The 26,569-nt window shown below is 71.1% G+C and carries 24 protein-coding genes and 1 pseudogene; 16 read left to right on the top strand and 9 right to left on the bottom strand.

From position 1 onward, the window contains the following. The 4 genes and pseudogenes from ACH47Z_RS00685 to ACH47Z_RS00670 all read left to right on the top strand — a co-directional run bounded on the left by ACH47Z_RS00685 (window position 1) and on the right by ACH47Z_RS00670 (window position 5,047). Window positions 1-1,169: pseudogene (locus ACH47Z_RS00685) on the top strand (alkaline phosphatase PhoX). Between the two features lie 502 nt (window positions 1,170-1,671). After that, window positions 1,672-3,252 carry a TROVE domain-containing protein gene (locus ACH47Z_RS00680; RefSeq protein WP_399069004.1) on the top strand — a complete coding sequence of 527 codons (1,581 nt, stop codon included), beginning with the start codon at window positions 1,672-1,674 and terminating at the stop codon, window positions 3,250-3,252. 93 nt (window positions 3,253-3,345) lie between these two features. Next, window positions 3,346-3,993 carry a GntR family transcriptional regulator gene (locus ACH47Z_RS00675; protein WP_399069001.1) on the top strand — a complete coding sequence of 216 codons (648 nt, stop codon included), beginning with the start codon at window positions 3,346-3,348 and terminating at the stop codon, window positions 3,991-3,993. Between the two features lie 25 nt (window positions 3,994-4,018). Then, window positions 4,019-5,047 (top strand): 1-aminocyclopropane-1-carboxylate deaminase, encoded by a 1,029-nt coding sequence (locus ACH47Z_RS00670; protein WP_399068999.1) that lies wholly within the window; start codon window positions 4,019-4,021, stop codon window positions 5,045-5,047. Here ACH47Z_RS00670 and ACH47Z_RS00665 read toward each other — a convergent pair. Next, window positions 5,044-6,477, bottom strand: coding sequence for an MFS transporter (locus ACH47Z_RS00665; RefSeq protein WP_399068997.1), 1,434 nt, complete (start codon window positions 6,475-6,477; stop codon window positions 5,044-5,046). The genes ACH47Z_RS00670 and ACH47Z_RS00665 overlap by 4 nt on opposite strands. 153 nt (window positions 6,478-6,630) lie before the next feature. Here ACH47Z_RS00665 and ACH47Z_RS00660 point away from each other — a divergent pair, with 153 nt between their 5' ends. After that, window positions 6,631-7,209, top strand: coding sequence for a TetR/AcrR family transcriptional regulator (locus tag ACH47Z_RS00660; protein WP_399068995.1), 579 nt, complete (start codon window positions 6,631-6,633; stop codon window positions 7,207-7,209). Between the two features lie 52 nt (window positions 7,210-7,261). Here ACH47Z_RS00660 and ACH47Z_RS00655 read toward each other — a convergent pair whose 3' ends face one another. The 7 genes from ACH47Z_RS00655 to ACH47Z_RS00625 form a co-directional block, all read right to left on the bottom strand. Next, a complete protein-coding gene (locus ACH47Z_RS00655; RefSeq protein ID WP_399070328.1) occupies window positions 7,262-8,425 on the bottom strand; it encodes a TerD family protein in 1,164 nt (387 codons plus the stop codon). Between the two features lie 52 nt (window positions 8,426-8,477). Next, window positions 8,478-9,467, bottom strand: coding sequence for a zinc-dependent alcohol dehydrogenase family protein (locus ACH47Z_RS00650; protein WP_399068993.1), 990 nt, complete (start codon window positions 9,465-9,467; stop codon window positions 8,478-8,480). Beyond that, the gene (locus ACH47Z_RS00645; protein ID WP_399068991.1) at window positions 9,464-10,318 is read right to left on the bottom strand and encodes a carbohydrate ABC transporter permease; all 855 of its coding nucleotides are present in this window, start codon (window positions 10,316-10,318) and stop codon (window positions 9,464-9,466) included. The genes ACH47Z_RS00650 and ACH47Z_RS00645 overlap by 4 nt, the downstream gene beginning before the upstream one ends. Beyond that, on the bottom strand, window positions 10,315-11,253 hold the full coding sequence (locus tag ACH47Z_RS00640) for a carbohydrate ABC transporter permease (protein WP_399068990.1): 939 nt from the start codon (window positions 11,251-11,253) through the stop codon (window positions 10,315-10,317). Before ACH47Z_RS00640 ends, ACH47Z_RS00645 begins: the two co-directional genes overlap by 4 nt. Further along, a complete protein-coding gene (locus ACH47Z_RS00635) occupies window positions 11,250-12,620 on the bottom strand; it encodes an ABC transporter substrate-binding protein (protein ID WP_399068988.1) in 1,371 nt (456 codons plus the stop codon). Before ACH47Z_RS00635 ends, ACH47Z_RS00640 begins: the two co-directional genes overlap by 4 nt. Window positions 12,621-12,721: 101 nt before the next feature. After that, window positions 12,722-13,492 (bottom strand): DeoR/GlpR family DNA-binding transcription regulator, encoded by a 771-nt coding sequence (locus ACH47Z_RS00630; protein WP_399068986.1) that lies wholly within the window; start codon window positions 13,490-13,492, stop codon window positions 12,722-12,724. Between the two features lie 281 nt (window positions 13,493-13,773). Then, window positions 13,774-14,583: an NAD-dependent epimerase/dehydratase family protein gene (locus tag ACH47Z_RS00625; protein WP_399068984.1), complete on the bottom strand. Its 810-nt coding sequence runs from the start codon at window positions 14,581-14,583 to the stop codon at window positions 13,774-13,776. Between the two features lie 228 nt (window positions 14,584-14,811). On the opposite strand from ACH47Z_RS00625, the gene ACH47Z_RS00620 reads away from it, so the two are divergent. Together ACH47Z_RS00620 and ACH47Z_RS00615 are read left to right on the top strand one after the other, a co-directional pair. Next, window positions 14,812-15,753, top strand: coding sequence for a 5-dehydro-4-deoxyglucarate dehydratase (locus ACH47Z_RS00620; protein ID WP_399068982.1), 942 nt, complete (start codon window positions 14,812-14,814; stop codon window positions 15,751-15,753). Beyond that, window positions 15,750-16,913 carry a hypothetical protein gene (locus ACH47Z_RS00615; protein ID WP_399068980.1) on the top strand — a complete coding sequence of 388 codons (1,164 nt, stop codon included), beginning with the start codon at window positions 15,750-15,752 and terminating at the stop codon, window positions 16,911-16,913. The genes ACH47Z_RS00620 and ACH47Z_RS00615 overlap by 4 nt, the downstream gene beginning before the upstream one ends. Here the strand turns inward: ACH47Z_RS00615 and ACH47Z_RS00610 are convergent. After that, window positions 16,850-18,082 carry an MFS transporter gene (locus tag ACH47Z_RS00610; RefSeq protein WP_399068978.1) on the bottom strand — a complete coding sequence of 411 codons (1,233 nt, stop codon included), beginning with the start codon at window positions 18,080-18,082 and terminating at the stop codon, window positions 16,850-16,852. The two genes, ACH47Z_RS00615 and ACH47Z_RS00610, sit on opposite strands and share 64 nt — an antisense overlap. Before the next feature lie 144 nt (window positions 18,083-18,226). On the opposite strand from ACH47Z_RS00610, the gene ACH47Z_RS00605 reads away from it, so the two are divergent. From ACH47Z_RS00605 to ACH47Z_RS00565, 9 genes are all read left to right on the top strand, one after another. Beyond that, window positions 18,227-18,673 carry a DUF6010 family protein gene (locus ACH47Z_RS00605; protein WP_399068976.1) on the top strand — a complete coding sequence of 149 codons (447 nt, stop codon included), beginning with the start codon at window positions 18,227-18,229 and terminating at the stop codon, window positions 18,671-18,673. Between the two features lie 7 nt (window positions 18,674-18,680). Beyond that, the gene (locus ACH47Z_RS00600) at window positions 18,681-19,271 is read left to right on the top strand and encodes a TIGR03086 family metal-binding protein (protein WP_399068975.1); all 591 of its coding nucleotides are present in this window, start codon (window positions 18,681-18,683) and stop codon (window positions 19,269-19,271) included. Window positions 19,272-19,422: 151 nt separating this feature from the next. Further along, window positions 19,423-20,184, top strand: a complete 762-nt coding sequence (locus ACH47Z_RS00595) for an MBL fold metallo-hydrolase (RefSeq protein WP_399068972.1) — start codon at window positions 19,423-19,425, stop codon at window positions 20,182-20,184. Window positions 20,185-20,316: 132 nt separating this feature from the next. Beyond that, window positions 20,317-21,000, top strand: coding sequence for a GntR family transcriptional regulator (locus ACH47Z_RS00590; RefSeq protein ID WP_399068970.1), 684 nt, complete (start codon window positions 20,317-20,319; stop codon window positions 20,998-21,000). Next, window positions 20,997-21,908: a dihydrodipicolinate synthase family protein gene (locus ACH47Z_RS00585; protein ID WP_399068968.1), complete on the top strand. Its 912-nt coding sequence runs from the start codon at window positions 20,997-20,999 to the stop codon at window positions 21,906-21,908. Before ACH47Z_RS00590 ends, ACH47Z_RS00585 begins: the two co-directional genes overlap by 4 nt. Then, window positions 21,905-23,638, top strand: a complete 1,734-nt coding sequence (araD, locus tag ACH47Z_RS00580; protein ID WP_399068966.1) for an L-arabinonate dehydratase — start codon at window positions 21,905-21,907, stop codon at window positions 23,636-23,638. The genes ACH47Z_RS00585 and araD overlap by 4 nt, the downstream gene beginning before the upstream one ends. 104 nt (window positions 23,639-23,742) lie before the next feature. After that, complete coding sequence (locus tag ACH47Z_RS00575; protein ID WP_399068964.1) at window positions 23,743-24,684, top strand: carbohydrate ABC transporter permease; 942 nt, start codon at window positions 23,743-23,745, stop codon at window positions 24,682-24,684. Further along, window positions 24,596-25,789: an ABC transporter substrate-binding protein gene (locus tag ACH47Z_RS00570; RefSeq protein WP_399070326.1), complete on the top strand. Its 1,194-nt coding sequence runs from the start codon at window positions 24,596-24,598 to the stop codon at window positions 25,787-25,789. Before ACH47Z_RS00575 ends, ACH47Z_RS00570 begins: the two co-directional genes overlap by 89 nt. Then, on the top strand, window positions 25,789-26,568 hold the full coding sequence (locus tag ACH47Z_RS00565; RefSeq protein WP_399068963.1) for a rhamnogalacturonan acetylesterase: 780 nt from the start codon (window positions 25,789-25,791) through the stop codon (window positions 26,566-26,568). Before ACH47Z_RS00570 ends, ACH47Z_RS00565 begins: the two co-directional genes overlap by 1 nt. Window position 26,569 lies beyond the last annotated feature (1 nt).

Here is a 26,569-nt window from a genome sequence, read left to right as displayed (position 1 = left end):
CTGGCACTGGCGGGCAGCGTCGGCGCGCTCGCCACCGCCCCGGGCGCCCTCGCCGCCACGGACGACGTCGAGCCCACGGACGGCGAGTCGGCCCACGGCCACCACCACGCGGTCGGCTACGGCCCCCTGATCGCCGACCCGGACGGCATCCTCGCCCTGCCCGAGGGCTTCACCTACCGGGTCATCACCTACAGCGGCAGAACCAAGCTGGAGTCGGGCGAGTTCACCCCGTCCCACCACGACGGCACCGCCACCTTCGCCGGCCCCCGCGGCACCACCCTCCTCGTCAACAACCACGGGCTGAAGGGCCCGCGCGCCAACTGGACGCACCCGGTGCCGCTCACCGAGGGCCTCGTCTACGACCCCGCCGCCTCCGGTGGCTGCACGGTGGTCGAGGTCTGCCGCGACCACGTCGCCATTGGGGTCTCCCCTGCTCGAACGTAGTTGAGAGCTTGGGGAAGGGTCGGCATCGCGGGCACCTCCACCAACTGCGCGGCTTCCGCCACGGCCGCGGCAAGCTGCGCACCCTCGCCGACGACGCCGGCGTCCTCCAGGCCTTCACGTGCTTCGACTCCGGCGGCATGTTCGTCGACGACCTCTCCCGTGCCACGAAGACCGGCACGGTCTACGGCGTCGACTGGGCGGACGTCCCCGACCGCGACGCCAAGTCCGTCCCGGTGCGCAAGCAGTTCACCACTGGCCAGATCACCCGCGCCCGCAAGCTCGAGGGCATGTGGTGGGGCGACGGCGGCGCCTACATCGTCTCCTCCTGCGCCCGCGAGGAGAGCCCGGTCCAGCACGACGGCCAGGTCTGGTTCTACGACCCCAAGCGCCGCACCCTCACCCTCAAGGTGCTCCTCGGCGTGAACCCGGACCCGGCCGAGGACGGCACCTTCGACGGCCCGGACAACATCACCGTCTCCCCGTACGGCGGCCTCGTCATCGCCGAGGACGGCGAGGGCGTCCAGCACCTCTTCGGCGCCACCGAGAGCGGCCGCACCTACCCGATCGCCCGCAACGAACTGAACATCGGCACCGAAGAAGCGCCGGAGTACGGCGAGTTCACCGGCGTCACCTTCTCACCCGACGGCAGGACCCTGTACGCCAACATCCAGACCCCGGGCATCATGCTCGCCATCACCGGGCCGTGGAAGCGGCAGAAGCGGTAATTAATTCATTCGCTCGGACCGCGGCCGTCCTCCTAGAGTGATCCACGTCCAGGTGCGACAGGCAGGACCTACTTCCGCTCATAACGGGGAGGTCGCGGGTTCGAGTCCCGCCGCCGGTACAACAGGCCGGTGTAGCTCAGGGGTCAGAGCACCAACACGTCGGTTCCGCCGATCTCGATCTCTGGACACCGAAAAACTTCACGCACCTCCCGGTGCGGGGGCAGCGGCTACTTCCCTTTCCAGGAATGCACAACAGCCGCAGCCCAGTTGATCTCGGGAGGCGTGGCGCATGGTGGGTGTCCGGTGCGCAGGCAGCGGATACTTCAGGGACCTGGTCCGTAAGGGTGCGGGTTCGAATCCCGTCATCGGCCCAGGGCCGGTGTGGCGGAACGGAAGACGCGCCAGGCGTTAGTCCCGTCGCCGACTCCCGACCTCGGACACCCTCCTTCTGCCACGCCTCCCACCGAAATCCGAAAGACAGCGAATTCGGGGGGAATTCATCATGGCGCGATTCAATACGCGTGCCGTCAAGGCACAGGTGAAGTCGGCGGTCACGTCGACAGGCCGGGTCCTGCGGACCTACGAGGGTGGCCGGGGACAGGAGCGCGAGCCGCGCTCCGAGCTTTTCCTGCTCGCGGTATCCCACTTTCTCACGGGCACCTTCTACGAGAATGCCAAGGACCGCGACGACCGCTTCACCCGCCTGGTCCGCGACCTCGCCGTCAGCGACCCGGACTGGACGGCCGGCCTGCTGCGCTGGCTGCGCGGTGAGGGCAACATGCGGACGGCGTCGATCGTGGGCGCCGCCGAGTACGTGCACGCCCGGCTGACGGCCGGCGCGACCGACGGCCCCTCGAACCGGCAGGTCGTGGACTCCGTACTGCAGCGCCCGGACGAGCCGGGCGAACTGCTCGCGTACTGGACGTCGACGTACGGCCGCGCGATCCCCAAGCCGGTCAAGCGGGGCGTCGCCGACGCGGTACGACGGCTCTACCACGCCAGGTCGCTGCTGAAGTACGACACCGCGTCCAGGGGCTACCGCTTCGGCGACATCCTCAACCTGGTGCACGCGGCGCCGGACCCGGACAAGCCGTGGCAGGGCGAGCTGTTCCGGTACGCGCTCGACCGGCGGCACAACCCGGACACGGCCGTACCGCCCGCGTCGCTGCCGCTGCTCACCGCGCACCGCGAGCTGATGGCGCTGCCCGTCGAACAGCGGCGAGCGGTCGTCACGGCACCGGGCGGCGCCGAGCGGCTGGCGGCGGCCGGGATCACCTGGGAGGCGCTGGCCGGCTGGCTCCAGGGCCCGATGGACAAGGCGGCCTGGGAGGCGGTGATTCCGTCCATGGGCACCATGGCGCTCGTCCGCAACCTGCGCAACTTCGACGAGGCCGGAGTATCGGACGAGGTCGCCGCGCAGGTCGCGGCGCGGATCAGCGACCCGGTGGAGGTCGCGCGCTCGCGGCAGTTCCCCTTCCGCTACCTCGCCGCGTACCAGCACGCGCCGTCGCTGCGCTGGTCCTACCCGCTGGAGCAGGCGCTCGGTCACTCGCTGGCCAACGTGCCCGCGCTGCCGGGTCGGACGCTGGTGCTCGTCGACCGGTCGGGCTCGATGTTCTGGTCGCCGGCCTCCGAGCGCTCCCGGCTCACCCGGGCCGACGCGGCGGCGGTCTTCGGCACGGCACTCGCGCTGCGGGCGGCGGACGCCGACCTGGTGGAGTTCGGTACGACGAGCAAGGCGGTGGCGTTCCGCAAGGGCGAGTCGGTGCTGAAGATCCTGGACCGCTTCGGCGACCTGGGCGGCACCGACACCACCGAGGCGGTGCGCCGGCACTACAAGAAGCACGACCGGGTGCTGATCGTCACCGACGAGCAGTACACCTCGAACCGGAACGGCGGCCCGACCGCCCAGATCCCGGCCCACGTGCCCGTCTACACCTGGAACCTGGAGGGCTACCGGGCGGGCCACGGCCCGTCGGGCACGGGGAACAGGCACACCTTCGGCGGCCTTTCGGACGCGGCGTTCCGGATGGTGTCGCTGCTCGAGTCCGCCCGGGACGCGCAGTGGCCGTGGCAGGCCTGAGCGGCGTCCCGTGATGAGCGTGGCCCGCATTTCCACGGGGGATGCGGGACACACCTCTTCCCCCATGGGCCACTGATATCTAACATTTCAGTTGTGGAGGCGATACGACCCGTTCCCCGCACCCTGCTCCGCGACCGTGCCTACGCCGCGATCCGGGACGCCATCGTGGCCGGGGAGATCGAACCCGGCGCGGTGGTGCGCGACGCCGACCTCGCCGAGCAGCTCGGGCTGTCCCGGGCGCCCGTACGCGAGGCGTTCTCCCGGCTGGTGGACGAGGGCCTGCTGGAGAGCAAGCCGCAGAGCTACACCCGGGTCACCCCGCTCGTCGCCGCCGATGTCCGGGACGCGGCGGCCGTCGTCGGCGCAATGCACGAGCTGGTCGCCCGGACCGCCGTACCCCGGCTACGGGACGCGGACTTCGAGGAGATGCGCGCGGCCAACGGCCGGTTCGCCGCCGCCGTACGCGCCGGTGAGGTGGACGAGGCCCTGCACGCCGACGACGCCCTGCACGACGTGCTGGTCCGGGCGGCCGGCAATCGCGCGGCCGCCGCCACCGTCGCCCGCTACACCCCGCTCATCCGCCGCCTGGAGCGGCGGCGCTTCGGCGAGGGCGGCTCGTGCCGCTCGGCCGGACTGCACGAGCGGCTGATCGAGGCCTGCGCCGACGGTGATGTGGACGGGGCGGTCCGCGTCACGGAGGAGATCTGGCGCACGCTCACCGACCTGGCCGACCCCGACTGATCCCCCTCGCGTCTCTGGAGGTCCCGTGTCCCTGCCCGCGTCCCTGGCGTCGTACGACCGTTACCCCCTTCTCTTCGGCCCCTCCCCGGTGCACCCCCTGGAGCGTCTCACCGCGCATCTCGGCGGTGCCGCCCTGTGGGCCAAGCGGGAGGACTGCAACTCCGGTGTCGCGTACGGCGGGAACAAGACCCGGAAGCTGGAGTACCTGGTCGCCGACGCCCTCGCGCAGGGCTGTGACACGCTCGTGTCAATAGGCGGGGTGCAGTCCAACCACACCCGCCAGGTGGCCGCCGTCGCCGCTCGCGCGGGCCTCACGTGTGTGCTGGTCCAGGAGAGTTGGGTCGACTGGCCGGACTCCGTGTACGACAAGGTCGGCAACATCCTGATCAGCCGGCTCGCCGGCGCCGACGTACGGCTGGTGAGGGCCGGGTTCGGAATCGGGTTCAAGGACAGCTGGGAGCAGGCGCTGCGGGACGTCGAGACGGCGGGCGGGAAGCCGTACGCCATCCCGGCCGGTGCCTCCGACCATCCGCTCGGCGGCCTCGGCTTCGCCCGCTGGGCCTGCGAAGTCGCCGAACAGGAGCGGGAATCGGGTGTCTTCTTCGACACCGTGATCGTCTGCTCGGTGACCGGTTCGACCCAGGCGGGCATGGTCGCCGGGTTCCGCGCCCTGGAGGAGGCGGGCGGGCGGCGGCGCCGGGTCATCGGCATCGACGCGTCCGCCAAGCCCGCCGCCACGCGGGAGCAGATCGCGCGGATCGCCGGGAACACCGGTCGGCTCATCGGTGTGGAGAAGGAGTTGACCGAGGCCGACGTCGAGCTGGACGAGCGGTACCACGCGGGGACGTACGGCATCCCCGACGAGTCCACCCTGGAGGCGATGCGGCTGGCCGCGCGTACCGAGGGAATGGTCACCGACCCCGTGTACGAGGGGAAGTCGATGGCCGGGATGATCGACCTCGTCCGGCGAGGGGAGATCGGCCGCGACTCCACCGTGCTCTACGCCCACCTCGGCGGCCAGCCGGCGCTGAACGCGTACAGCGCGCTGTTCTAGACGGATCGGCGGCGGCCGGTGAGCATCGTCGCCGCCACGGCGAGCGCGGCCACGGAGAGCAGTGCGCCGACGCCGAAGGCCCGGGCGGAGCCGTGGACGAGGACGGCGTCCGGTGCCCCGGTGGTGTGCCGGGTCGCCGTGCCGTACACCGTGACCAGGACGGACAGGCCGACCGTGCCGCCGAGCCACTGGAGGGTCTGGAGCAGACCGGAGGCCGCGCCCGCCTCCCGGGGCTCGACGGCGGCGAGGATCGTCGCGTTCAGCGGCATGAAGCTCAGCCCGGTGCCGAGGCCCAACAGCAGCAGCGGGCCGAGCAGTCCGGTGACGTACCCGTCCCCGGCCCCGAGCCGCCAGAGCCAGCCGGTGGCCAGCACGACCAGGGTCATGCCGGTCAGCAGTACCGGCTTCACCCCGAAGCGGGCCAGCAGCCGGGGCACCAGTCGTACGGCCGTGAACATCACCAGCGTCATGGGCAGGAAGGCGAAGCCCGCGCGCAACGGGCTGTAGTGCAGGGCCTGTTGGCAGACCAGGGTGAGGAAGTAGAAGGCGCCGAACATGCCGGCGGGCAGCACCAGAATGCTCGCGTAGCCCCCGGCCCGGTTGCGGTCGGCGAGCAGGCGCAGCGGCATGACCGGCTGGCCGGCCCGGGACTCGACCAGGACGAAGCCGGCCAGCAGGGCGGCGGCCGCGCTGAAGCCGAGCTGGGCCCGGGTGTCGCTCCAGCCGGACTCGGAGACCCGGATGAACGCGTACACCAGCGAGGTCGTCCCGGCGGTTCCGGTCAGCGCGCCCGCCAGGTCGAACCGGCCCGCGTGGCGCGGGGTCTCGGTGACGAAGCGGGGCAGGGCGAGGGCAAGCGCCACGCCGATCGGTACGTTGATGAGCAGGGCCCAGCGCCAGGAGGCCCAGGAGGTGAGCATGCCGCCGAGGACGAGGCCGACCGAGCCGCCGATGCCGGCCATGGCCGAGTAGACGCTCAGGGCATGGTGCCGACGGGGGCCGTCGGGGAAGTTGGTGGTGATCAGGGCGAGCGTGCTGGGGGCGATCGGGGCGGCGCCGAGACCCTGGAGCGCGCGGGCCGCGAGCAGCCAGCCGCCGTCGGCGGCGAGACCGCCGAGCAGGGAGGACAGCGCGAACAGCAGGACGCCGATGGTCAGGGTGCGGCGGCGGCCGAGGATGTCGCCGACACGCCCGCCGAGCAGCAGCAGACCGCCGAAGGCGAGGGTGTAGGCGTTGAGGACCCAGGACAGGCCGGTCCGGCTGAAGTGCAGCCCCTGCTGGATGTCCGGCAGGGCTACGTTGACGACGGTGGAGTCGACGCCGACCATCAGGTAGGCGGTGACGATGACGAGGAGGGTGGTGCCGAGCCTCGCGGGTGGCGAGGGCGCGGTGGACGCGGTGGTGGCGGACGGTACGGACGGGGTGGACATGGCGGTCTCCCGGTCTGGGCGTCCCCGGGCGCGCGGCGGTGCGCGGGCAGGGGTGAGCTGCCCACGGAGTACGACGACGGTAAGCGGGGACTGTCTCCGTTTAGTCCTCGGTAAAATACGGAGAGAGTCCCCGGTTTGGCAAGGAGTAACTGGATGACGCAGGTCAGGCCCATGCGCGCGGACGCTCGGCGCAACTACGAGCGGTTGCTGAAGGTGGCGGCGGAGGCCTTCGCCGAGCATGGGGAGAACGCGTCACTCGACGACATCGCCAAGCGGGCGGGCGTCGGCTCCGGCACGCTCTACCGGCACTTCCCGACGCGGCAGGCGCTGCTGGAGGCCGCGTACGTGGACCGCATCGCGGCGCTGGGGACGCGGGCGGACGAGCTGGCGGCGGAACTGCCGCCGGGCGAGGCGCTGATGGAGTGGCTGTACGAGCTGTGCGTCGGCACGATCCAGGTGCGCGGGCTGAAGGCGCTGCTGGGGTCGGCGGTCACGGACGGAGGCTCGGCGGCGATGACGGCGTGCGGGACGACCGTGCGGAGCGCGGCGGGCCGGCTGATCGAGGCGGCACGAGCGGAGGGGTTCCTGCGGGCCGACCTGGAGCCCATCGAGCTGCTTCGGCTGGCTCATGGGGTGGCTACGGCGTCGGAGTTGGCGGATGGGAAGGGCGCGCAGATCCGCCGGTATCTGGCGTTGCTGACGGAGGGGCTGCGGCCGGGCGGGGAGACGTGAGAACCCGGCGCCCCCTGACGGACGGGGGCGCCGCAGGCTGTCGCAGGACCCTCTACAGCGCCCGCGCCCCCGGTTCCACCATGTTCCGCACCGTGCGTGCCTTCACGAAGTCGCCCAGCGCGGTCATGTCCCACTCGCCGGAGAACTGGCGGATGAGCTTGGCCATCATGACGCCCGTCTGGGGCTCGGCATGGGTGAGGTCGAAGCGGACCAGTTCCTCGTCGGTGGCGGCGTCCACCAGGCGGCAGTAGGCCTTGGCGACGTCCGTGAACTTCTGGCCGGAGAAGGAGTTCACCGTGAAGACCAGGCCGGTGACCTCCTGGGGGATGCGGCCGAGGTCGACCACGATCACCTCGTCGTCGCCCGCGCCCTCACCGGTGAGGTTGTCCCCGGAGTGCTTGATCGCGCCGTTCAGGATGGTCAGCTTGCCGAAGTAGCAGCTGTCGACATGGTTGCGCTGCGGGCCGTAGGCGATGACGGAGGCGTCCAGGTCGATGTCCGCGCCACGGAACGCCGGCTCCCAGCCGAGGCCCATCTTGACCTGGGAGAGCAGCGGGCGGCCGGCCTTGACCAGGGACACGGTCTGGTTCTTCTGCAGGCTGACCCGGCCCTTGTCCAGGTTCACCTTCCCCGCACCGGGAACGGGAGCCGGGGGAGCCGGAGGAGCTTGCGGGACCGGCGGGGCCACCGGCTGCTGCGGCGGAGCCGCCGGTGCCGTGGCCGGTTCCTCCACCGTCACCCCGAAGTCCGTCGCGATGCCCGCCAGCCCGTCGGCGTACCCCTGGCCCACCGCTCGGGCCTTCCACTGGCCGTTCCGCCGATAGATCTCGACGATCACCAGGGCCGTCTCGGCACCGAGCTGCGGGGGCGTGAACGTGGCGATCACGCTGTTGTCGTCCGCGCCACGAATCGTGGCCGTCGGCTCGATGCCCTGGAAGGTCTGGCCCTGGGCGTCCGGACTGGCGGTGACGACGATCTTCTCGATGCCGGGCGGTACGGCCGCCGTGTCGACGGTGATCGCGTCAGGGGCCGTACCGCCGCCCGAGCGGTAGGTCACGCCCGGGCCGCTCGGCTGGTTGTAGAAGATGAAGTCGTCGTCGGAACGCACCTTGCCGTCGCCCGTGAGCAGCAGGCCCGATACGTCGAGCCGCACCGGGGCGGCGACGTCCACCGTCACGCGAGTGGTGGGCAGCGGGATGTTCGAGCCGGGGGTCATAGCTGTCATGCCGGGTGAACGAGCAAGGGCGCTTTACCGTTCCCTTAAACTTCTACGGCACCACGACGATCTTCCGCCCCACCCCCGCCGCGAACTGCTCCAGCGCCTGCGGGTACCGCTCCAGCGGGATCCGGTCGCTGATGAAGACCTGCGGATCCAGCACCCCGTTCGCGAACAGCTCCGCCGCCCGCTCGAAGCTGTGCAGCACCGCCATGGACCCGGTGATCGTAATCTCCTGGTTGTAGATCCGGTACGGGTCGATCGTCACGCGTGTCGCGTAGTCCGCCACCCCGAACTGCAGGAACGTGCCCGCCTTCGCGACCCGGTCCAGGCCGTCCTGGATCGCGGCCGCGTTGCCGGTCGCGTCCACCACCAGGTCCCAGCCCTGCGGGCGGTCCAACTCGTCCGCGCTGCCCGCCGCCCCCGAGACGCCGAGCCGTCGGGCCGTCTCCAGCCGGGCCGGGTTCACGTCCACCACGTCCACGCTCGCCGCGCCGGTCCGCTTGGCCAGCTCCAGCATCATCAGGCCCATGGTCCCGGAGCCGTAGATCAGGACGTGGGAGCCGAGGCGGGACCGCAGGACGTCGTAGCCGCGGACCGCGCAGGACAGCGGTTCCACCAGGGCCGCGTCCTCGGTGCGTACGTGCTCGGGCAGCTTCACGCAGTTCGCCACGGGCGCCACCGCGTACTGTGCCGCTCCGCCGGCCGTCGTCACACCGATCGCGGCCCAGCGCTCGCACAGGTTGTTGTGTCCGGTACGGCAGTAACGGCACTCGTAGCAGTACAGCGAGGGGTCCACCGCCACCCGGTCGCCGATCGCGAGCTCGGTGACCTGGGTGCCGACCCCGACCACCTCGCCCGCGAACTCGTGTCCGGGGACGATGGGCAGCTTGGGCGCGAACTCGCCCTGGAGGATGTGCAGATCGGTGCCGCACAGGCCGCAGGCGGCCACGTCCACGACGACCTCGCGCGGGCCCGGTGCCGGGTCGGGCACCTCGGTGACGACGGCGCGGCCCACGGACTCGATGACGGCGGCCTTCATTTCACGGCTCCCAATGACAGGCCCTGGACCAGCTTGTCCTGGGCGGCGAACCCCGCGGCGAGCACCGGCAGGGAGATGACGAGCGACGCGGCGCACACCTTGGCCAGGAACAGGCCCTGGCTGGTGATGAAGCCGGTCAGGAAGACGGGGGCGGTCTCGGCGACCACGCCCGTCAGGACTCGGGCGAACAGCAGCTCGTTCCAGCTGAAGATGAAGCAGATCAACGCCGTCGCCGCGATGCCGGGCAGGGCGATCGGCGCGACCACGCGCGCGAGGATCGTCGGGAGCCTGGCGCCGTCCACTCTCGCCGCCTCGATGACGGCCACCGGCACCTCGGCGAGGAAGGACTGCATCATCCACACCGCGATCGGCAGGTTCATGGAGGTGTAGAGGATGACCAGGAGCCATATGTTGTCGAGCATCCCGGTGTTCTTGGCGAACAGGTAGATCGGCAGCAGGCCCGCGACGGCCGGCAGCATCTTCGTGGACAGGAAGAAGAACAGCACGTCCGTCCACTTCTTCACCGGCCGGATCGACAGCGCGTACGCCGCCGGAAGGGCCAGCAGCAGGACGCAGACGGTGGAGACCACGGACGCCACCGTGGAGTTGACCAGCGCGGGCCACGGGCTCGCCCCGCCGCCGCTGCCGAAGAACTCGCGGTAGCCGTCGAGCGTCAACGACGCCGTGAGGGACGGCGGGTTGGTCGCCGCGTCGGACTCCGAGTGGAACGACGTCAGCGCCATCCACGCGATCGGCAGGAAGAACACGATCCCGGCCAGCCAGGCCACGAGGCCCAGCCCGTTGTGGCGCAGTACGGCACTCAGTCCGTTCCGGCGCGGTACGGCGGTCATGCGCGGGACACCTCCTCGCGGAACAGGGACGACACCACGCGCAGCGCGAAGGTGGCGATGATGATCGAGCCGATGACGACCAGGACGCCGGCGGCCGAGGCGAGGCCGTTCTCGTGGGCCTGGTAGAAGCTCTGGTAGACGGTGTAGGGGAGGTTCGCCGTCCCCAGACCCCCGGAGGTGATCGTGAAGACAGCGTCGAAGTTCTGGACGATGTAGATCGAGCCGAGCAGGGCGCCGAGTTCGAGGTAGCGCCGCAGGTGGGGGAGGGTGAGGTGGCGGAAGATCTGCCAGTCGTTCGCGCCGTCGACCCGCGCGGCCTCGATCTGCTGCTGGTCCCGGCTCTGCAGCCCGGCGAGCAGGATCAGCATCATGAACGGCGTCCACTGCCACACCAGGGAGGCCTCGACCGCGAGCAGCGGGGTGTTCGAGATCCAGTCGGGCTGTGGGCCGCCCACATAGTGCAACAACCCATTCAGCAAGCCGTATTCAGGGTTGTAGAGCACATGTTTCCAGAGCAGGGCCGCGGCCACCGGCACGATCAGGAAGGGGGCGATGAGCAGGGTGCGCACGATGCCCCGGCCGCGGAACCTCCGGTCCAGCAGCAGTGCGAGCGCCAGCCCGAGGACCAGGCTGGCCACCACCACCGCCACGGTGAGTAGCACGGTCGTCCACACCGAGTGGCGCAGGTCGGCGTCGGTGAGTACCTGGCGGTAGTTGTCGAGGCCGGTGAAGTGGCGGGCCTTGGGGTAGAGGGCGTTCCAGTCGAAGAAGGAGATCACCAGCGTGGCCACGAACGGCAGCTGGGTGACCGCGATCATGAAGACGAGGGCCGGCAGCAGCGGGGCCCGGGTGGCCCAGGCGCGCAGCCGGGCCGAGGGCTGCTTCAAGGCCCGTGCGGGGGTGGCCGTGAGAGGGGCCGTGGTCGTCGCTGTCATCGTCCCTCGTACTCCTTGGAGATCTTCTCGGCGAGAGCCTGCGACGTGTTCAGGGCCGAGCCGACGGACTGGCGTCCGGCGATGGCCGCGCTGATCTCCTGGGAGACCTTGGTGCCGAGGTCGGTGAACTCGGGGATGCCGACGAACTGGATGCCGGGCGCGGGCCGTGGCTGCACGCCCGGGTCGTTCGGGCGGGCGCTCTCGATGGCCTCCTTGGTCATCTCCTGGAAGGCGGCGGCCGACGTGCGGTAGTCGGCGTTCTGGTACGTCGACGCCCGCTTGCCCGCGGGCACGTTCGGCCAGCCACTGGTCTGGCCGACCAGCTGCTCATAGCCCTTGCTCGACGCCCAGGAGATGAACTTCCAGGCCTTGTCGGGGTTGCGGGAGGCCTTCTGGATGCCCCAGGCCCAGGTGTAGAGCCAGCCGGAGGACCGGGTCCTCTCGACCGGGGCGGGCGCGTAGGCGAGCTTGCCCCTGACCGGTGAGTCCGTCGCCTCCAGCAGTCCGGCCGCACTGGTGGCGTCGTACCACATGGCGACCTTGCCCTGGGTCATGTCGTTCAGGCACTCGGCGAAGCCGGACTGGGCGGCGCCGGACTCGCCGTGCGCACGGACCAGATCGACATAGAACTTTGTCGCCTTCTCGAACTCCGGCGAGTCCAGACGCGCCGTCCACTTCTTGTCGAACCAGGTGCCGCCGAAGGTGTTCACCACGGTGGTCAGCGGCGCCATCAGCTCGCCCCAGCCGGGCAGGCCGCGCAGACAGACGCCCTTCATCCCGGGCTGCGCGCCGTCCACCCGGGCGGCCAGGTCGGCGACCTGCTGCCAGGTGGGGTGGGCCGGCATGGTCAGGCCCTTCGCCGCGAACACGTCCTTGCGGTACATCAGGAACGACGACTCGCCGTAGAAGGGCTGCCCGTAGAGCCTGCCGTCGGCGGCGGTCAGCGACTGCCGCATCGGCGCGAGGACGTCCTGCTCGTCGTACGACGGGTCCTTCGCGACGTACGAGTTCATCTCGTGCAGCCAGCCGTTGCGGGCGTAGATCGGTATCTCGTAGTTGGACAGGGTGGCCACGTCGTACTGGCCGGCCTGGTTGGCGAAGTCCTGGCTGATCTTGTCGCGGACGTCGTTCTCGGGCAGGACCGTGAAGTTGACCTTGATGCCGGTCTCTTTGGTGAAGTGGGCGGCGGTGAGCTTCTGGAGCTCGGTCATCTGGGGGTTGTTGACCATCAGCACGTTGATGGCGTCGCCGCCGGAACCGGACCCGCCCGCGCCGACCCAGCAGCCGGAGAGCAGCGGGGCGAGCAGCGTCCCTGCGGCGGCCATGGCGAGCGTGGCTCGCGGCCTCCGTCGGCTCTGGGTTCGCATGGATCGCTCCTGGATTAATGGGGATATAAAGGGCACTTCATGGCGTGGATGTGCCGCGTGTGCGCGTGAGTTGACTTTTTTGGACCGAGTGAGTTGGTTTTTCAGACCCGGATGACCTGCGGGCCCAGCAGGGAGTAGCGGTGGGCTTCTGAGGCCGGCAGCAGGGTGCTCGTCACGATCGCCTCCAGCGCGCCGACCTCGGCGAACCGGCAGAAGCTGACCGCGCCGAACTTGGTGTGCACGCCCGCGAACACGGTCCGCCGGGCGGCCCGTATCGCCTGTGCCTTGACCTCGCTGACGGCTGGGTCGGGCGTGGTCAGACCGTGTTCGCGGGAGATGCCGTTGGCGCCGATGTAGGCGAGGTCGATGACGAATCCGGCGAGCATCTTCGTCGTCCAGTGGTCGACGGTGGCCAGCGTGCCGGCCCGGACCCGGCCGCCGAGCAGCAGCACCGACATGTTCTCGGCCTCCGCCAGGGCGCCCGCGACCGGCAGGGAGGCGGTGACCACGGTCAGTGGCCGGTCGGTGGGCAGGGCCTCCGCGATCAGCTGCGGGGTGAAGCCCTCGTCCACGAAGACCGTCTCGGCGTCCCCGAGCAGCTCGGCCGCGGCGGCCGCGATCCGGCGCTTCTCGGGTACATGGCTGGTGGCGCGGAAGGCGAGCGTCGTCTCGAAGCCGGCGCTCTCCACCGGATAGGCGCCGCCGTGCGTACGGCGGACCAGGCCGTGGTTCTCCAGGGCGCGCAGATCGCGCCGGATCGTCTCCTTGGCCACGCCCAGCTCGGCCGCGAGCGCGGTGACGTCGACCTGCCCGGTGGCGCGCGCCGCCCGCACGATCTCGCGCTGGCGCTCTTCGGCCGTCCTCGTGCTCATCTCGTCACCACCTTCCCGCTGTGCTCCATGGCCTGCCCGTTCGGGCTCATGGGGGAAGTTCTACAGCGGGTGCGCGGGACTGACCAGGCCTGTTGCGGGCCCGATACTGCCCGCTTGGGCCCGTTCACCCAGGGCGGTGCCCGGCGCGGACCTGCGAGGCCGTGGCCGGCGGGGTGAGAGCGGGCGGTCCGGATGCCCGAACACGACGGCGGGCGGGCCCGTTCGGTGCCCGCCCGCGCGCGTGAGCGACTGTTTTCCGCCGCCCGGAGCCTTCGCCGGGGTCAGTGCGGCCAGATCGGCGGGTCGCTCACGAAGTGCCCGCCCAGGTGGCTGTGCGCCGGGTTCCCCGGGTCCAGCTCGCCCTGCTCGGCGATCAGCTTCTCGGCGTACGGCTCGGAGTCGTCCTGCGGCTCGTAGCCGAGCGCCCGCGCGGTGGTCAGGTCCCACCACAGGCGGGTGTTGGCGGAGGAGCCGTAGACGACCGTGTGGCCGACCTCCTCGGCGGTCAGGGCCGCGTGGAAGAGGCGGGCGCCGTCGGCCGGGCTCATCCACACCGAGAGCATGCGCACGCTGGTCGGCTCCGGGAAGCACGAGCCGATGCGCACCGAGACGGTCTCCAGGCCGTGCTTGTCCCAGTAGAGCTGGGCGAGGTCCTCGCCGAAGGACTTGGACAGGCCGTAGAAGGTGTCCGGGCGGCGCGGGGTGTCGATCGGGATCAGCGGCTCACCCGCGCGCGGGGCCGGGGCGAAGCCGACGGCGTGGTTGGAGGAGGCGAAGACGATCCGGGGCACGCCCTCCTGGCGGGCGGCCTCGTACAGGTTGTACGTGCCCTCGATGTTCGACTTCAGGATCTTCTCGAACGGGGCTTCGAGCGAGATGCCCGCGAGGTGGAGGATCGCGTCCACGCCGCGTACCGCCTCGCGCACCGCCGCCGTGTCGCCGAGGTCGGCGGTGATCGCGTCCGGCGCGCCCTCGACCGGACGCACGTCGAACAGGCGCAGCGTGTAGCCGTACTCCGGCAGCAGGGACCGCATCAGAGTGCCGAGCCCGCCGGCGGCGCCGGTGAGCAGAACGGTGCGGGGAGCGGGCATCCTCGGTCCTCCTTGTGGCCAGTATTCACATACGTGGACAAGCTAGAGAGTTTCGCCGTGCACCGTCAAGTGTCCCGTGATCTCGGTGAATTCGCTTCGGGGTTGCGAGTTTGCCTGCTTGACCTGCCCCAAGGGGGCCCCTTAGCGTGGTCGCGTTCAGAAATGTAGACGTTAATCAGAAACATGCACTGGTGTGCCTCAAGACCGGTGTGTCTCAAGGGAGAGCCCGTGACGCCAGCCCCTCTCACCGAACGGCTCAGCGATCCGCGCGGACCGCTCTTCTTCCCCGTCACGGCCTACGGCCAGGACGGCGCCCTCGACCTCGACGCCTACCGCACCCATGTGCGCCAGGGCGTCGAGGCCGGTGCCGCCGCCGTGTTCGCCTGTTGCGGCACCGGAGAGTTCCACGCGCTGCTGCCGGAGGAGTTCCAGGACTGCGTCCGGGCGGCCGTGGAGGCGGCCGGGGGGCGCGTGCCGGTGGTCGCGGGTGCCGGATACGGCACCGCGCTCGCCGTCCGCTACGCGTGCCTGGCCGAGGAGGCGGGCGCCGACGGACTGCTCGCCATGCCGCCGTACCTCGTCCAGGCCGGCCAGGAGGGCCTGCTGCGCCACTACCGCGAGGTCACCGCCGCCACGGCCCTCCCGGTCATCGTCTACCAGCGCGACAACGCCGTCTTCACCCCGCACACGGTGGTCGAACTCGCCCGCACCGACGGCATCGTCGGCCTCAAGGACGGCCTCGGCGACCTCGACCTCATGCAGCGCATCGTCAGCGCCGTGCGCACCGAGGCCCCCGGGGACTTCCTGTACTTCAACGGCCTGCCCACCGCCGAGCAGACCCAGCTCGCCTACCAGGCCCTCGGCATCACCCTGTACTCCTCGGCCGTCTTCTGCTTCGCCCCCGAGATCGCCCTCGCCTACCACCGCGCCCTGAACACGGGCGACACGGCCACGGTCCGGCGCCTCCTGGACGGTTTCTACCGCCCGTTCGTGGAACTGCGCGCCCAGGGCCGCGGCTACGCCGTCTCCCTCGTCAAGGCGGGCGTACGGCTGGGCGGCCTGGACGTCGGCGAGGTCCGGCCCCCGCTCCACGAGCCGCCGGAGGAGCACGTCAAGCAGCTCGCCCAGCTGATCGAACGGGGCTACGCGCTGCTGGAGGAGGGCCGGTGAAGACGTCCGCGTTCCTCTACCCCTGGGACGTCACCGGGGACCCCGAGGCCCCCGCGCGCGTGGCCGGGCTCGGCGTGGAGCAGGTGACCCTCGCCGCCGCCTACCACTCCACCCGCGCCCTGACCCCCCGCCACCCCCGCCACCGCATCGTCACCGCCGAGTACGCGGCCGCCCTCTACCCGCCGGGCGAGCGCTGGGCGGGCCGGGGCCTCAGGCCGTACCCGGCCGGCCGCTGGGCCCCGGGCGACGCCTACGGCGAGGCCGCGCAGGCCCTCGCGGCGGCCGGTCCGGAGGTCCACACCTGGGTCGTCCTCGCGCACAACTCCCGCCTGGGCGCCGAACACCCGGACACCTCGGTCGTCAACGCCTACGGCGACCGCTACCCCTGGGCGCCCTGCATCGCCCAGCCCGCCACGCGCGCGTACCTCGTCGACCTGGCCGCCGAGGCCGCCGTACGCCCCGGCGCGCACGGCACCGAGCTGGAGTCCCTCGGCTGGTACGGGCTCCAGCATCTGCACGCCCACGACAAGACCGGCGGGGTCGGTCTCGGGGAGGCCGGGCAGTACCTGATGTCCCTGTGTTTCTGCCCGTCCTGCCGCTCCGGGTACGGCGAACAGGGCCTGGACCCGGACGAGTTGGCGGCCTCCGTGCGGGACGCGCTGGAGCCGCTGTGGCGGGGCGCGGCCGGCGACGAGGGCTGGCCGACGGTCGGCAAGCTGCTCGGCGAGGAGACGGCGGCCCGCACGCGCGCGTGGCGCGAGGAAACCGCCGGCACCCTCCAGGAGGAGGCCGTCGCCGCCGTACGCGCCGCCGCACCGTCCGGCTTCCAGGTCCTGCTGCACGCCGACCCGGTCTCCTACCACTGTGGCGCCAACGCCGGCGTCGACCCCGCCCGCGTCCTCTCCGTCGCCGACGGCGTCGTCGTACCGTGCACCGGCGGTACGGCCCCGCTGGAGCCCTTCGCCGCACACGCCCGAAAGGAGACGGTGCTGGCCGCCCACTTCACCGTGGTCTCCGGCATGGGCGGCAGCCCCGGCACCCTCGCCGACGACGCGGCACGCGCGCGTGCGCGGGGCGCGACGGAACTGCGGCTGTATCACGCCGGATTGGCGTCGGACTCGGATCTGGCGGCGGTGCGCGAGGCGCTGGCGGCGCGCTGACACAGGGAGGCCGCCGTCAGCAGCAGCGCCAGGCCGTAGAGCGGCAACAGCAGCCCGGGGGAGGCCAGTTCGACCAGGCCCGCCCCGACGCCCAGCCCGATGACGTTGGGCGTGAAGACCAGGGTGTTCGCGGTGGCCGTCGCCCGGCCCAGCAGCGGGCCGGGCGTCTGCTGCTGCACGGCGGTGAACGCCGCGACGAGCACGCAGGGCAGCCCGAGACCGCCCACCGCGGAGGAGGCGAGGGCGACCGGGTCCCACGGCACGGCACGGGCGATCACCGAGAGTGCGGTCAGCGCGATCCCCGCCGCCGCGAACCGCCGCGCGCCGAGCCGCCGTAGCGCGGCGCCCGAGACGAGCCCGGCCGTCACCGAACCGGCGCCCTGGACGGCGTAGAGCAGGCCCGTGTACGCGGGGGAGTGGCCGAGGCGGTCGACGACCGCGTACAGCGTGGTGCTGCTCAACGAGGCGAGGAGCATCGTCGTACCGCCCGCCCGGACCAGTGGTCGCAGCTCCGGGTGGCCCCACAGGTGCCGGACGCCCTCCGCGGTCTCCCTCCGCCGGCTGCCGCCGGACCGGGCGGGCCGCTCCTCGCGCACCCGCAGCAGGGCGTACAGCCCGGCGGCGACCGCGAAGGTGCCCGCGTCCAGGCAGGCGACGGCCGGGCCGCCGAAGGCCGTGTACAGACCCGCCCCGGTCAGCGGGGCGACGAGCTTCATGCCTTCGGTGACGGCCATGCGCAGCCCGTTGAAGTCGCCGAGCCGCTCCGGGCCGATCACAGCGGTCACCAGGGCCGACTCGGCCGCGTCATGGACGACCTCGGCGGCGCCGTAGACCAGCAGGACGGTGAAGAGCAGCCACAGGCCGCCCGGGGAGCGCACGGTGCACAGGGTGAGCAGCAGGGCTGCCAGTCCCGCGTTCAGGGCCACCAGCAGGGGCCCCCGCCGCACGCGGTCGGCGATCGTGCCCAGCGCCGGGCCCACCAGGGCGGGGGCCCACATGGCGAGCATGCACAGCGCGGCCAGGCTGTCGGAGCCGGTCAGGTCCCTCACCCACACACCCGATGCCAGAAAGAGCGCGGAGTTGCCGAAGCCCGACACCACCACCGCCGCCAGATACAGCCCCGCGTTGCGGTCGCGCAGCACGCGCGGCAGGGTCCAGGAGGTCGTCATGCCTGGTCATCGTGGGGCTAAGGGGGGTGAGCGTGGATCGGCAAGGTGCCTTATTTCGCCGTGGCAGACCGCTGGCGGCAATCCGTCGGAACGTGTCAGTCGTGCCCCTGGGGCACGGGCGGACGCGCCCCTACCGTCGAGCGCATGCGTTACGTCGCCCCGATCATCATCGGTCTCGTCTACGTCCTGTTGATGTCCCTCATCCCCGAACCCCGCCGGCGCCGCTTCAACGCGGTCATGGTGGCCGGCGCGGGCGCGGCCTACCTCAGTGGCGGCGGCCTCGGCGGCTGGGAGTTCGCGTTCACCGCCCTGTCCACCTACGTCGCCTACAAGGGGCTGGACTCCTGGGCCTGGATCGGTGCCGGCTGGCTGCTGCACACGGCCTGGGACGTCGTGCACCACCTCAAGGGCCACCCGATCATCCCGTTCGCCCACGACTCCTCGTTCGGCTGCGCGCTGTGCGACCCGGTGATCGCGGTGTGGTGCCTGGGCGGCGGGCGGTCGCCGTGGACAAGACGGCGTGGGACCGATGAGTCTTCCGGAGCCCGCCGGTCTGCCCTTCGTACAGGTAGCGCGACCCTGAAGGAGTGAGACAGGAATGACCACGCTGGACCTCGGACCGCAGACCAGGATCGTGGCGCGGCTCGCCGAAGCCGTGACCGACGAGCGGCTGACCGGCCCGACACCCTGCCCTGACCTGGCGGTACGGAATCTGCTGGGCCATCTGCTGGGGCTGTCCGTCGCCTTCCGCGACGCGGCCCGCAAGGATCTCGGCCCCACGACCGACACCAGCCCGGCCGTCGCCGCCTCGGACATCGGGCCCGGCTGGCGCGAGGAACTGCCCAAGGTGCTGGACGATCTGGCCGACGCCTGGCGGTCCCCGGCCGCGTGGACCGGGGACACCCGGGCCGGTGGCGTGGACCTGCCCGCCGCGGTCGCGGGTGCCGTCGTCGCCGACGAGCTGGTCATCCACGGGTGGGATCTGGCTCGCGCCACCGGGCAGGAGTACGTCCCTGATCCTGCTGCGTTGGGGGCGGCGCTCACGTTCTTGCGTGCCGCGGCCGACGATCCGAATCGGGGGAGCGGGCTGTTCGGGCCGGTCGTTCCGGTGCCGGAGTCCGCGACGTTGCTGGACCGGGCGATCGGTTTGAGCGGGCGGGATCCGAAGTGGCGTCCGGTGCTGGGGTAGAGGCTTCCCGCCGTAGGGGTGCTGACCGCTTCCGGCTGCGGGTGCGTCGTGGCTGGTCGCGCCCACGCGGCGGAGCCGCATGTCGACACAGCCCAGCGCCCCTGAGGGAGTTGCCGCGCCCCTCGTTCACAAGGCGCCGTAATCTTCCCCCATGCCCCTCAGCCTCACCGTCCTCGGCACCGCCTCCCCGCACCCCGGCCCCGGTCGGCCCTGTTCGGGGTATCTGCTGGCCGGGGGCGGGGCCGAGGTGTGGGTGGACGCCGGGGGCGGGTCGTTCGCGGCGTTGCAGCAGCACACGGATCCGGCGCGGCTCACCGCGATCTGGATCTCGCATCTGCACGCCGACCACAGTGCCGATCTGCTCGCCGCGGCGTACGCCTTCGCCTTCGGCGGCATGACCCCGCACGCGCCGGTCCCCGTGTACGCCCCGCAGGACTGCGCCCAGCGGCTGGCCGGCTTCTTCGGGCGGCCGGACGTCGAGTTCCTGAAGGGCGTCTTCGACTTCCGGGCCCTGTACGACGGTCATGACGTCCGGCACTGGAACCTGCGGCTGACCGCCCGTGCCGTCGCCCACGACACCGAGGCCTACGGGCTGCGCGCCGAGTGCCAGGGCAGTGTGTTCGCGTACTCCGGGGACAGCGGGCCGTGCGCCGCGCTCGGCGAACTCGCCTCCCGCGCCGACCTGTTCCTGTGCGAGGCCGACCTCGACGCGCATCGCGAGAGCGAACACGGCGAGCAGGTGCATCTGACGCCCGAGGACGCCGGCCGCATCGCCCATGAGGCGCGGGTGCGGGAGCTGCTCGTCACCCACGTCGGGCCCACGCTCACCCGCGAGTCGGCGACCGCCCGCGCCGCCGCCGTCTCCGGCCGGCCCACCCGCGCCGCCGTCGAGGGCGACGTCCACACCGTCTGAGGCCCAGGCCTCGGCCGCCACAACTTCCTTTGCGGGAAGCATTGACGAAGCACAGGCCCCCTCTTACCTTCAACCGCGTCGTACTTCGTACGTCATATATGAGACGCGATATGTGAGATCCGAGAGGGCCGCATGACCTCTGTGCCCACCCCGATCCCGTCCCGCACGCAGTTCGTGCTGGACGCGATCAAACACCGCATCCTGACCGGGCAGTTGACGCCTGGACAGGCCCTGGTCGAGACCGAGCTGGCCGCGCAGTTCGGGGTGTCCAAGACTCCCGTGCGCGAGGCGCTGAAGACCCTCGCCGGGACGGGGCTGGTCGTGATGAGCCAGTACAAGGGCGTCACGGTGCGCATGGTGGACGCGGACATGGCGCGCGAGGTCTACGACGTGCGGTTGCTGCTGGAGCCCGAGGCGCTGCGAAGGGCCGTGCGGCGCGGTGCCTCCCTCGATGCCGCCCGCGACGCGCTCTCCCGTGCCGACGAGGCCACCGACACCGCGGAACGGTCGCTCGCCAACCGGGAGTTCCACCGCGCCCTCTACCTGCCCTGCGGCAATCCGCTGCTCGGCCGGATGCTGGACGAGGTCCGCGACCAGGCCGCCCTCGTCTCCGCCGTCGCCTGGGCCACCGACCCCTCCTGGGGGCGGGAGGCCGCCGAGCACCGGGAGATCCTGCGGCTCGCGCTCGCCGGCGACGCCGACGGTGCCGCCGGCGCCCTGCACGCCCACATCGGCTCCTTCGTCCAGCGCGCATTCCCCTCGGACACCTTGGACACCTCGGACCCCGAGCCTCCCGCAGAGGAAGGTCTTCAATGAGCAGCGTGACGTTCGAGAGCAGGCGGGCGGCACTGGCCGACGTGGTGGCCATCCCGGTGACGCCCTTCGCCGCGGACGGCTTCGTGGACGGCGGCACCCACCGGGCCCTGCTGCGCCGCCTGCTCGACGCCGGGATCAGGACCCTCACCCCGAACGGCAACACCGGCGAGTTCTACGCCCTCACCCCCGAAGAGCGGCGCCTGGTCACCGAGTTGACCATCGAGGAGACCGGCGACCGCGCGGCGATCCTCGTCGGGGTCGGCCACGATCTGCCCACCGCCGTCGCCTCCGCCCGGCACGCCCGTGACCTCGGCGCCGGGATGGTCATGGTGCACCAGCCCGCGCACCCCTATGTCTCGGCGGCCGGCTGGGTCGACTACCACCGCGCCATCGCCGAGTCCGTGCCCGAGCTGGGTGTGGTGCCGTATCTGCGCGACGCCCGGCTGCCCGGCGCCCGGCTCGCCGAACTGGCCGACCACTGTCCGAACGTCATCGGCGTCAAGTACGCCGTACCGGACGCCTCCCGCTTCGCCGCCTTCGCCCGCGACGCCGGCCTCGACCGCTTCGTCTGGGTCGCGGGTCTCGCCGAGCCGTACGCACCCTCCTACTTCTCGGCGGGCGCCACCGGCTTCACCTCCGGACTCGTGAACGTCGCCCCGGCCGTCTCGCTGAACATGATCGAAGCGCTTCGATCCGGCGACTATCCGGCCGCCATGAAGGTCTGGGAGCAGATCCGCCGCTTCGAGGAACTCCGTGCCGCCCATGGCTCCGCCAACAACGTCACCGTCGTCAAGGAGGCCCTCGCCTCGCTCGGCCTGTGCCGCCGGGACGTCCGCCCGCCGAGCCGGAACCTCCCCGAGGACGAGCGCGCCGAGGTCGCCGCCATCGCCGCCGGGTGGTCCATGTGAACGCGCCCCGCAAGCGCCCCGAAGAGCTCAGAAGCCACCAGTGGTACGGCACCGACGGACTGCGCTCCTTCAGTCATCGGGCCCGTACCCGCCAGCTCGGCTATCTGCCCGAGGAGCACCTCGGCAAGCCGGTCATCGCCGTCCTCAACACCTGGTCCGACATCAATCCCTGCCATGTGCATCTGCGGGACCGGGCGCAGGCCGTCAAGCGCGGGGTGTGGCAGGCCGGGGGCTTCCCGCTCGAGTTCCCGGTCTCCACGCTCAGCGAGACCTTCCAGAAGCCGACCCCCATGCTCTACCGCAACCTGCTCGCGATGGAGACCGAGGAACTGCTGCGGTCGTACCCCGTCGACGGCGCGGTGCTCATGGGCGGTTGCGACAAGTCGACCCCCGCGCTGCTCATGGGGGCGGCGAGCGTCGGCCTCCCCGCCGTCTTCGTGCCGGCCGGGCCCATGCTCCCCGGACACTGGCGGGGCGAGGTCCTCGGCTCCGGCACCGACATGTGGAAGTACTGGGACGACAAGCGGGCCGGCCTCATCGGCGACTGCGAGACGGCCGAGCTGGAGAGCGGCCTGGCCCGCTCGCCGGGCCACTGCATGACCATGGGTACGGCGTCCACGCTGACGGCCGCCGCCGAGGCGCTCGGCGTGACCGTGCCGGGGGCCTCCAGCATCCCGGCGGTGGACTCGGGGCACGACCGGATGGCCGCCAGGGCGGGGATGACGGCCGTCGAACTGGTCCACCGGGACCGGAGACTCTCCGAGATCCTCACCCGTGACGCCTTCGAGGACGCGGTCACCACCGTGCTCGGTCTCGGCGGCTCCACCAACGCCGTGATCCATCTGATCGCCATGGCCGGCCGGGCGGGCGTCCGGCTCACCCTGGACGACTTCGACCGCATCGCGCGTACCGTGCCGGTCCTCGCCAACGTCCGCCCCGGCGGCCGGAAGTACCTCATGGAGGACTTCCACTTCGCCGGCGGCCTGCCCGGTTTCCTCTCCCGGATCCCGGACCTGCTCCACCTGGACCGGCCGACGGTGTCGTACGACACCCTGCGCGAGCAGATCGCGGGCGCCCGGGTGCACCACGACGACGTCATCCGGACCCGGGACAACCCGGTCGCGAGCGAGGGCGGGGTCGCCGTGCTGCGCGGCAACCTCTGCCCGGACGGCGCGGTCATCAAGCACATCGCCGCCGAGCGGCAGCTGCTCAAGCACACCGGCCCGGCCGTCGTCTTCGACGACTACAGGACCATGCAGCGCACCATCGACGACCCCGCGCTCGGCATCACCGCCGACAGTGTGCTGGTGCTGCGGGGCGCCGGGCCCAAGGGCGGCCCTGGCATGCCCGAGTACGGCATGCTCCCCATCCCGGACCACCTGCTGAAGCAGGGCGTGCGGGACATGGTGCGGATCTCCGACGCCCGGATGAGCGGCACGAGTTACGGCGCCTGCGTGCTGCACGTGGCCCCGGAGTCGTACGTCGGCGGGCCCCTGGCGCTGGTGCGCACCGGGGATCTCATCACCCTGGACGTCGAGGCCCGCAGCCTCCATCTCCACGTGGACGACGCGGAGTTGGCGCGCCGCAGGGCCGAGTGGACTCCGCCGCCCGCCCGGTACGAGCGCGGCTACGGCGCCCTCTACAACGAGCAGATCACCCAGGCCGACACCGGCTGCGACTTCGAGTTCCTCGCCCGGCCGGGCCAGGTGCCGGACCCGTACGCCGGCTGACCCTCGTCTCTCCATCGTCGAAGCGCTTCACCCATATGTATCTAGCAAGCGCTTCCTGTAGAGCCCCACCCGCTGTAAACGTCCACTGCGAACGGAGAACAGTCATGGCCCAAGCCGCAGCCGTGGCGAAACCGCCCGCGCCACCCCGGCGGCGCCGTGCCTCCGCGACCCCGCGCAGGCTGCCGTACCTGCTGATCGCCCCGGCGGCCCTGCTGATGCTGGGCTTCATCGCCTACCCGGTGCTCAGCGTCTTCTACTACAGCCTGCAGAACTACAACCCGACCAAGCCATGGCGGAACGGCTTCGCCGGATTCGGCAACTTCACGCAGATCTTCGCGCACGACCCCCAGTTCTGGGACACGCTGACCTTCAGCGCCAAGTGGGTCGTGGTGGAAGTCGGGTTGCAGCTGCTGTTCGGCCTGACGCTGGCACTCATCGTCAACCAGACCTTCGTCGGGCGGGCGTTGGGCCGCGCGCTGGTCTTCTCCCCGTGGGCCGTCTCCGGCGTGCTGACCTCCGCGATCTGGGTGCTGCTCTACAACTCCCAGACGGGCATCACCCGTTACCTCGCCGACGCGGGGATCGGGTCGTACGGCACCAGCTGGCTCTCGGACACCTCGACGGTCTTTCCGGCGGCGGTCGTCGCCGACCTGTGGCGGGGCGTGCCCTTCTTCGCGATCCTCATCCTCGCCGACCTCCAGTCCGTCTCCAGGGACCTGTACGAGGCCGCCGAGGTCGACGGGGCAAGCAGGCTCAAGCAGTTCTGGCACATCACCCTGCCCCATCTGAAGGACGCCATCGTAGAGCCGACTCATGAGAAGCAGCATCCGCAGAAGCCGGCACGCCGCCACGGCCGTCGCCCTGGGCTCCGTCCTCGCGCTGACCGCGACCGCGTGCGGCGACAACGGCAGCGGCAGCGCGGGGGACAAGGGGAACGAGGGGTCCGGCAAGGGCACGATCACCTTCTGGGACAACAACGGCGGTGTCCGCACGGACATCTGGAAGCAGATCATCGCCGACTTCGAGCAGAAGTACCCGGATATTAAGGTCAACTACGTCGGCATCCCGGCGGCCGGCGCCCAGTCCAAGTACGACACCGCGATCCAGGGCGGCGGGCTGCCCGACGTCGGTGGTGTGGGCACCGCGATGCTCGCCGAGATCGCGGCCCAGAACGCGCTGGAACCCCTGGACTCCCGGCTGTCGAAGAGCACCCTCAACGGAAAGCTGAGCCAGAACCTACTTGACGTCAGCAAGGCGGCCGGCGGCCGCAACACCCTCTACCAGGTGCCCACTTCAGCGAACAACGGCACGCTGTGGTACCGGACGGACCTGTTCAAGAAGGCGGGTCTGGACGCTCCGACCACCTGGTCGAAGTTCTACGCGGCCGCCGACAAGCTGACGGACAAGGGCAAGAACGAGTTCGGCTTCACCATCCGCGGTGGTGCGGGATCGATCGCCCCGGCCCTGGACGCGGTGTACGGCCAGACCGGCATCACCTCGTTCTGGAACGGCGACAAGACCACCGTCAACGACCCCAAGAACGTGGCCGCGCTGGAGAAGTACGTCGCGCTCTACAAGAAGGACACCCCGTCCGCCGACGTCAACAACGACTTCACGAAGATGGTCGCCCAGTGGGACAGCGGCACCATCGGCATGCTGGGCCACAACCTCGGTTCCTACCAGGACCATCTGAAGGCGCTCGGCAAGGACAAGTTCCGGGGCGTTCCGAACCCGACGCAGGACGACGGAACGCGCGTTCAGGTGTCCAACCCGGTGGACGGACTCAGCCTGTTCAAGTCCGGCAAGAACAAGGCGGCCGCCTGGAAGTTCATCGAGTTCGCGGTCTCGGCCGCGGAGAACTCCAAGTTCAACCGGTCGGCGGGGCAGGTGCCGGCCAACACGGACGCGGCGAAGGACGCGTGGATCCAGCAGGCCGAGCCGACCAAGCTGGCGGCCGAGGCGCTCAACGGGGCCAACACGAAGATCGTCCAGCTGCCGTACTACCTGCCCGACTGGAACACCATCTCCAAGTCCGACAACGAGTCCAACTTCCAGAAGCTGCTGCTCGGAAAGCTGAGCGCGAAGCAGTTCCTGGACACGCTCGCCGACCAGCTCGACAAGGCGCAGGCGGACTGGAAGAAGAACCACTGATGTCCCTTACCCGCAGACAGGTGACGGCCGCCGCTCTGGCGGCCGTTCCCCTCACAGGTCGTGCCCCGCGAGGGCAGCGCACCCTCTACATCGCCGGTGATTCGACGGCAGCGCGGAAACACGCCGACGAGGCTCCTGAGACGGGGTGGGGAATGGCCCTCCCCTTCTTCCTCAGGAAGGAGGTGACGGTCGCCAACCGTGCGGTGAACGGCCGGAGTTCGAAGAGCTTCGTCGACGAGGGACGACTGGAGGCGATCCTCTCCGAGATCCGGCGCGGCGACCTCCTTCTCGTCCAGTTCGCGCACAACGACGAGAAGGCCACCGACCCCACCCGCTCCACCGAGCCGTGGACGACGTACCAGCAGTATCTGCGGCTCTACCTCGACGGCGCCCGGGCCCACGGGGCCCGGCCCGTCCTCGCCACCCCGGTCGAGCGCCGCAGATTCGACGCCGACGGCAACGCCGTGCCGACCCACGGCGACTACCCGGCGGCCATGCGCGCGCTCGCGCGGGAGGAGGGCGTCGCGCTGCTCGACATCGAGGCGCTGTCGCTCGCGCTGTGGCAGCGCCTCGGGGTGGAGGAGACGAAGACCTACTTCAACTGGACCGCCACCGAGCAGGACAACACGCACTTCAACCCGCCCGGCGCCATCGCCGTGGCCCGGCTCGTGGCGCAGGAGCTGCTGCGCACCCGGGTGCTGGCGCGGCACGACGTCGTACGGCTGCACGAGGACATCCCGGCGTCCTGGATCACCTGGCCGCCGGCGCCCACTGCCTGAC

The organism is Streptomyces sp. NPDC020192 (assembly GCF_044388685.1).
Taxonomy (GTDB): Bacteria; Actinomycetota; Actinomycetes; order Streptomycetales; family Streptomycetaceae; genus Streptomyces.
Note: the sequence above shows the minus strand (reverse complement) of the source record. Positions and strands in the feature narration are given on the sequence as shown.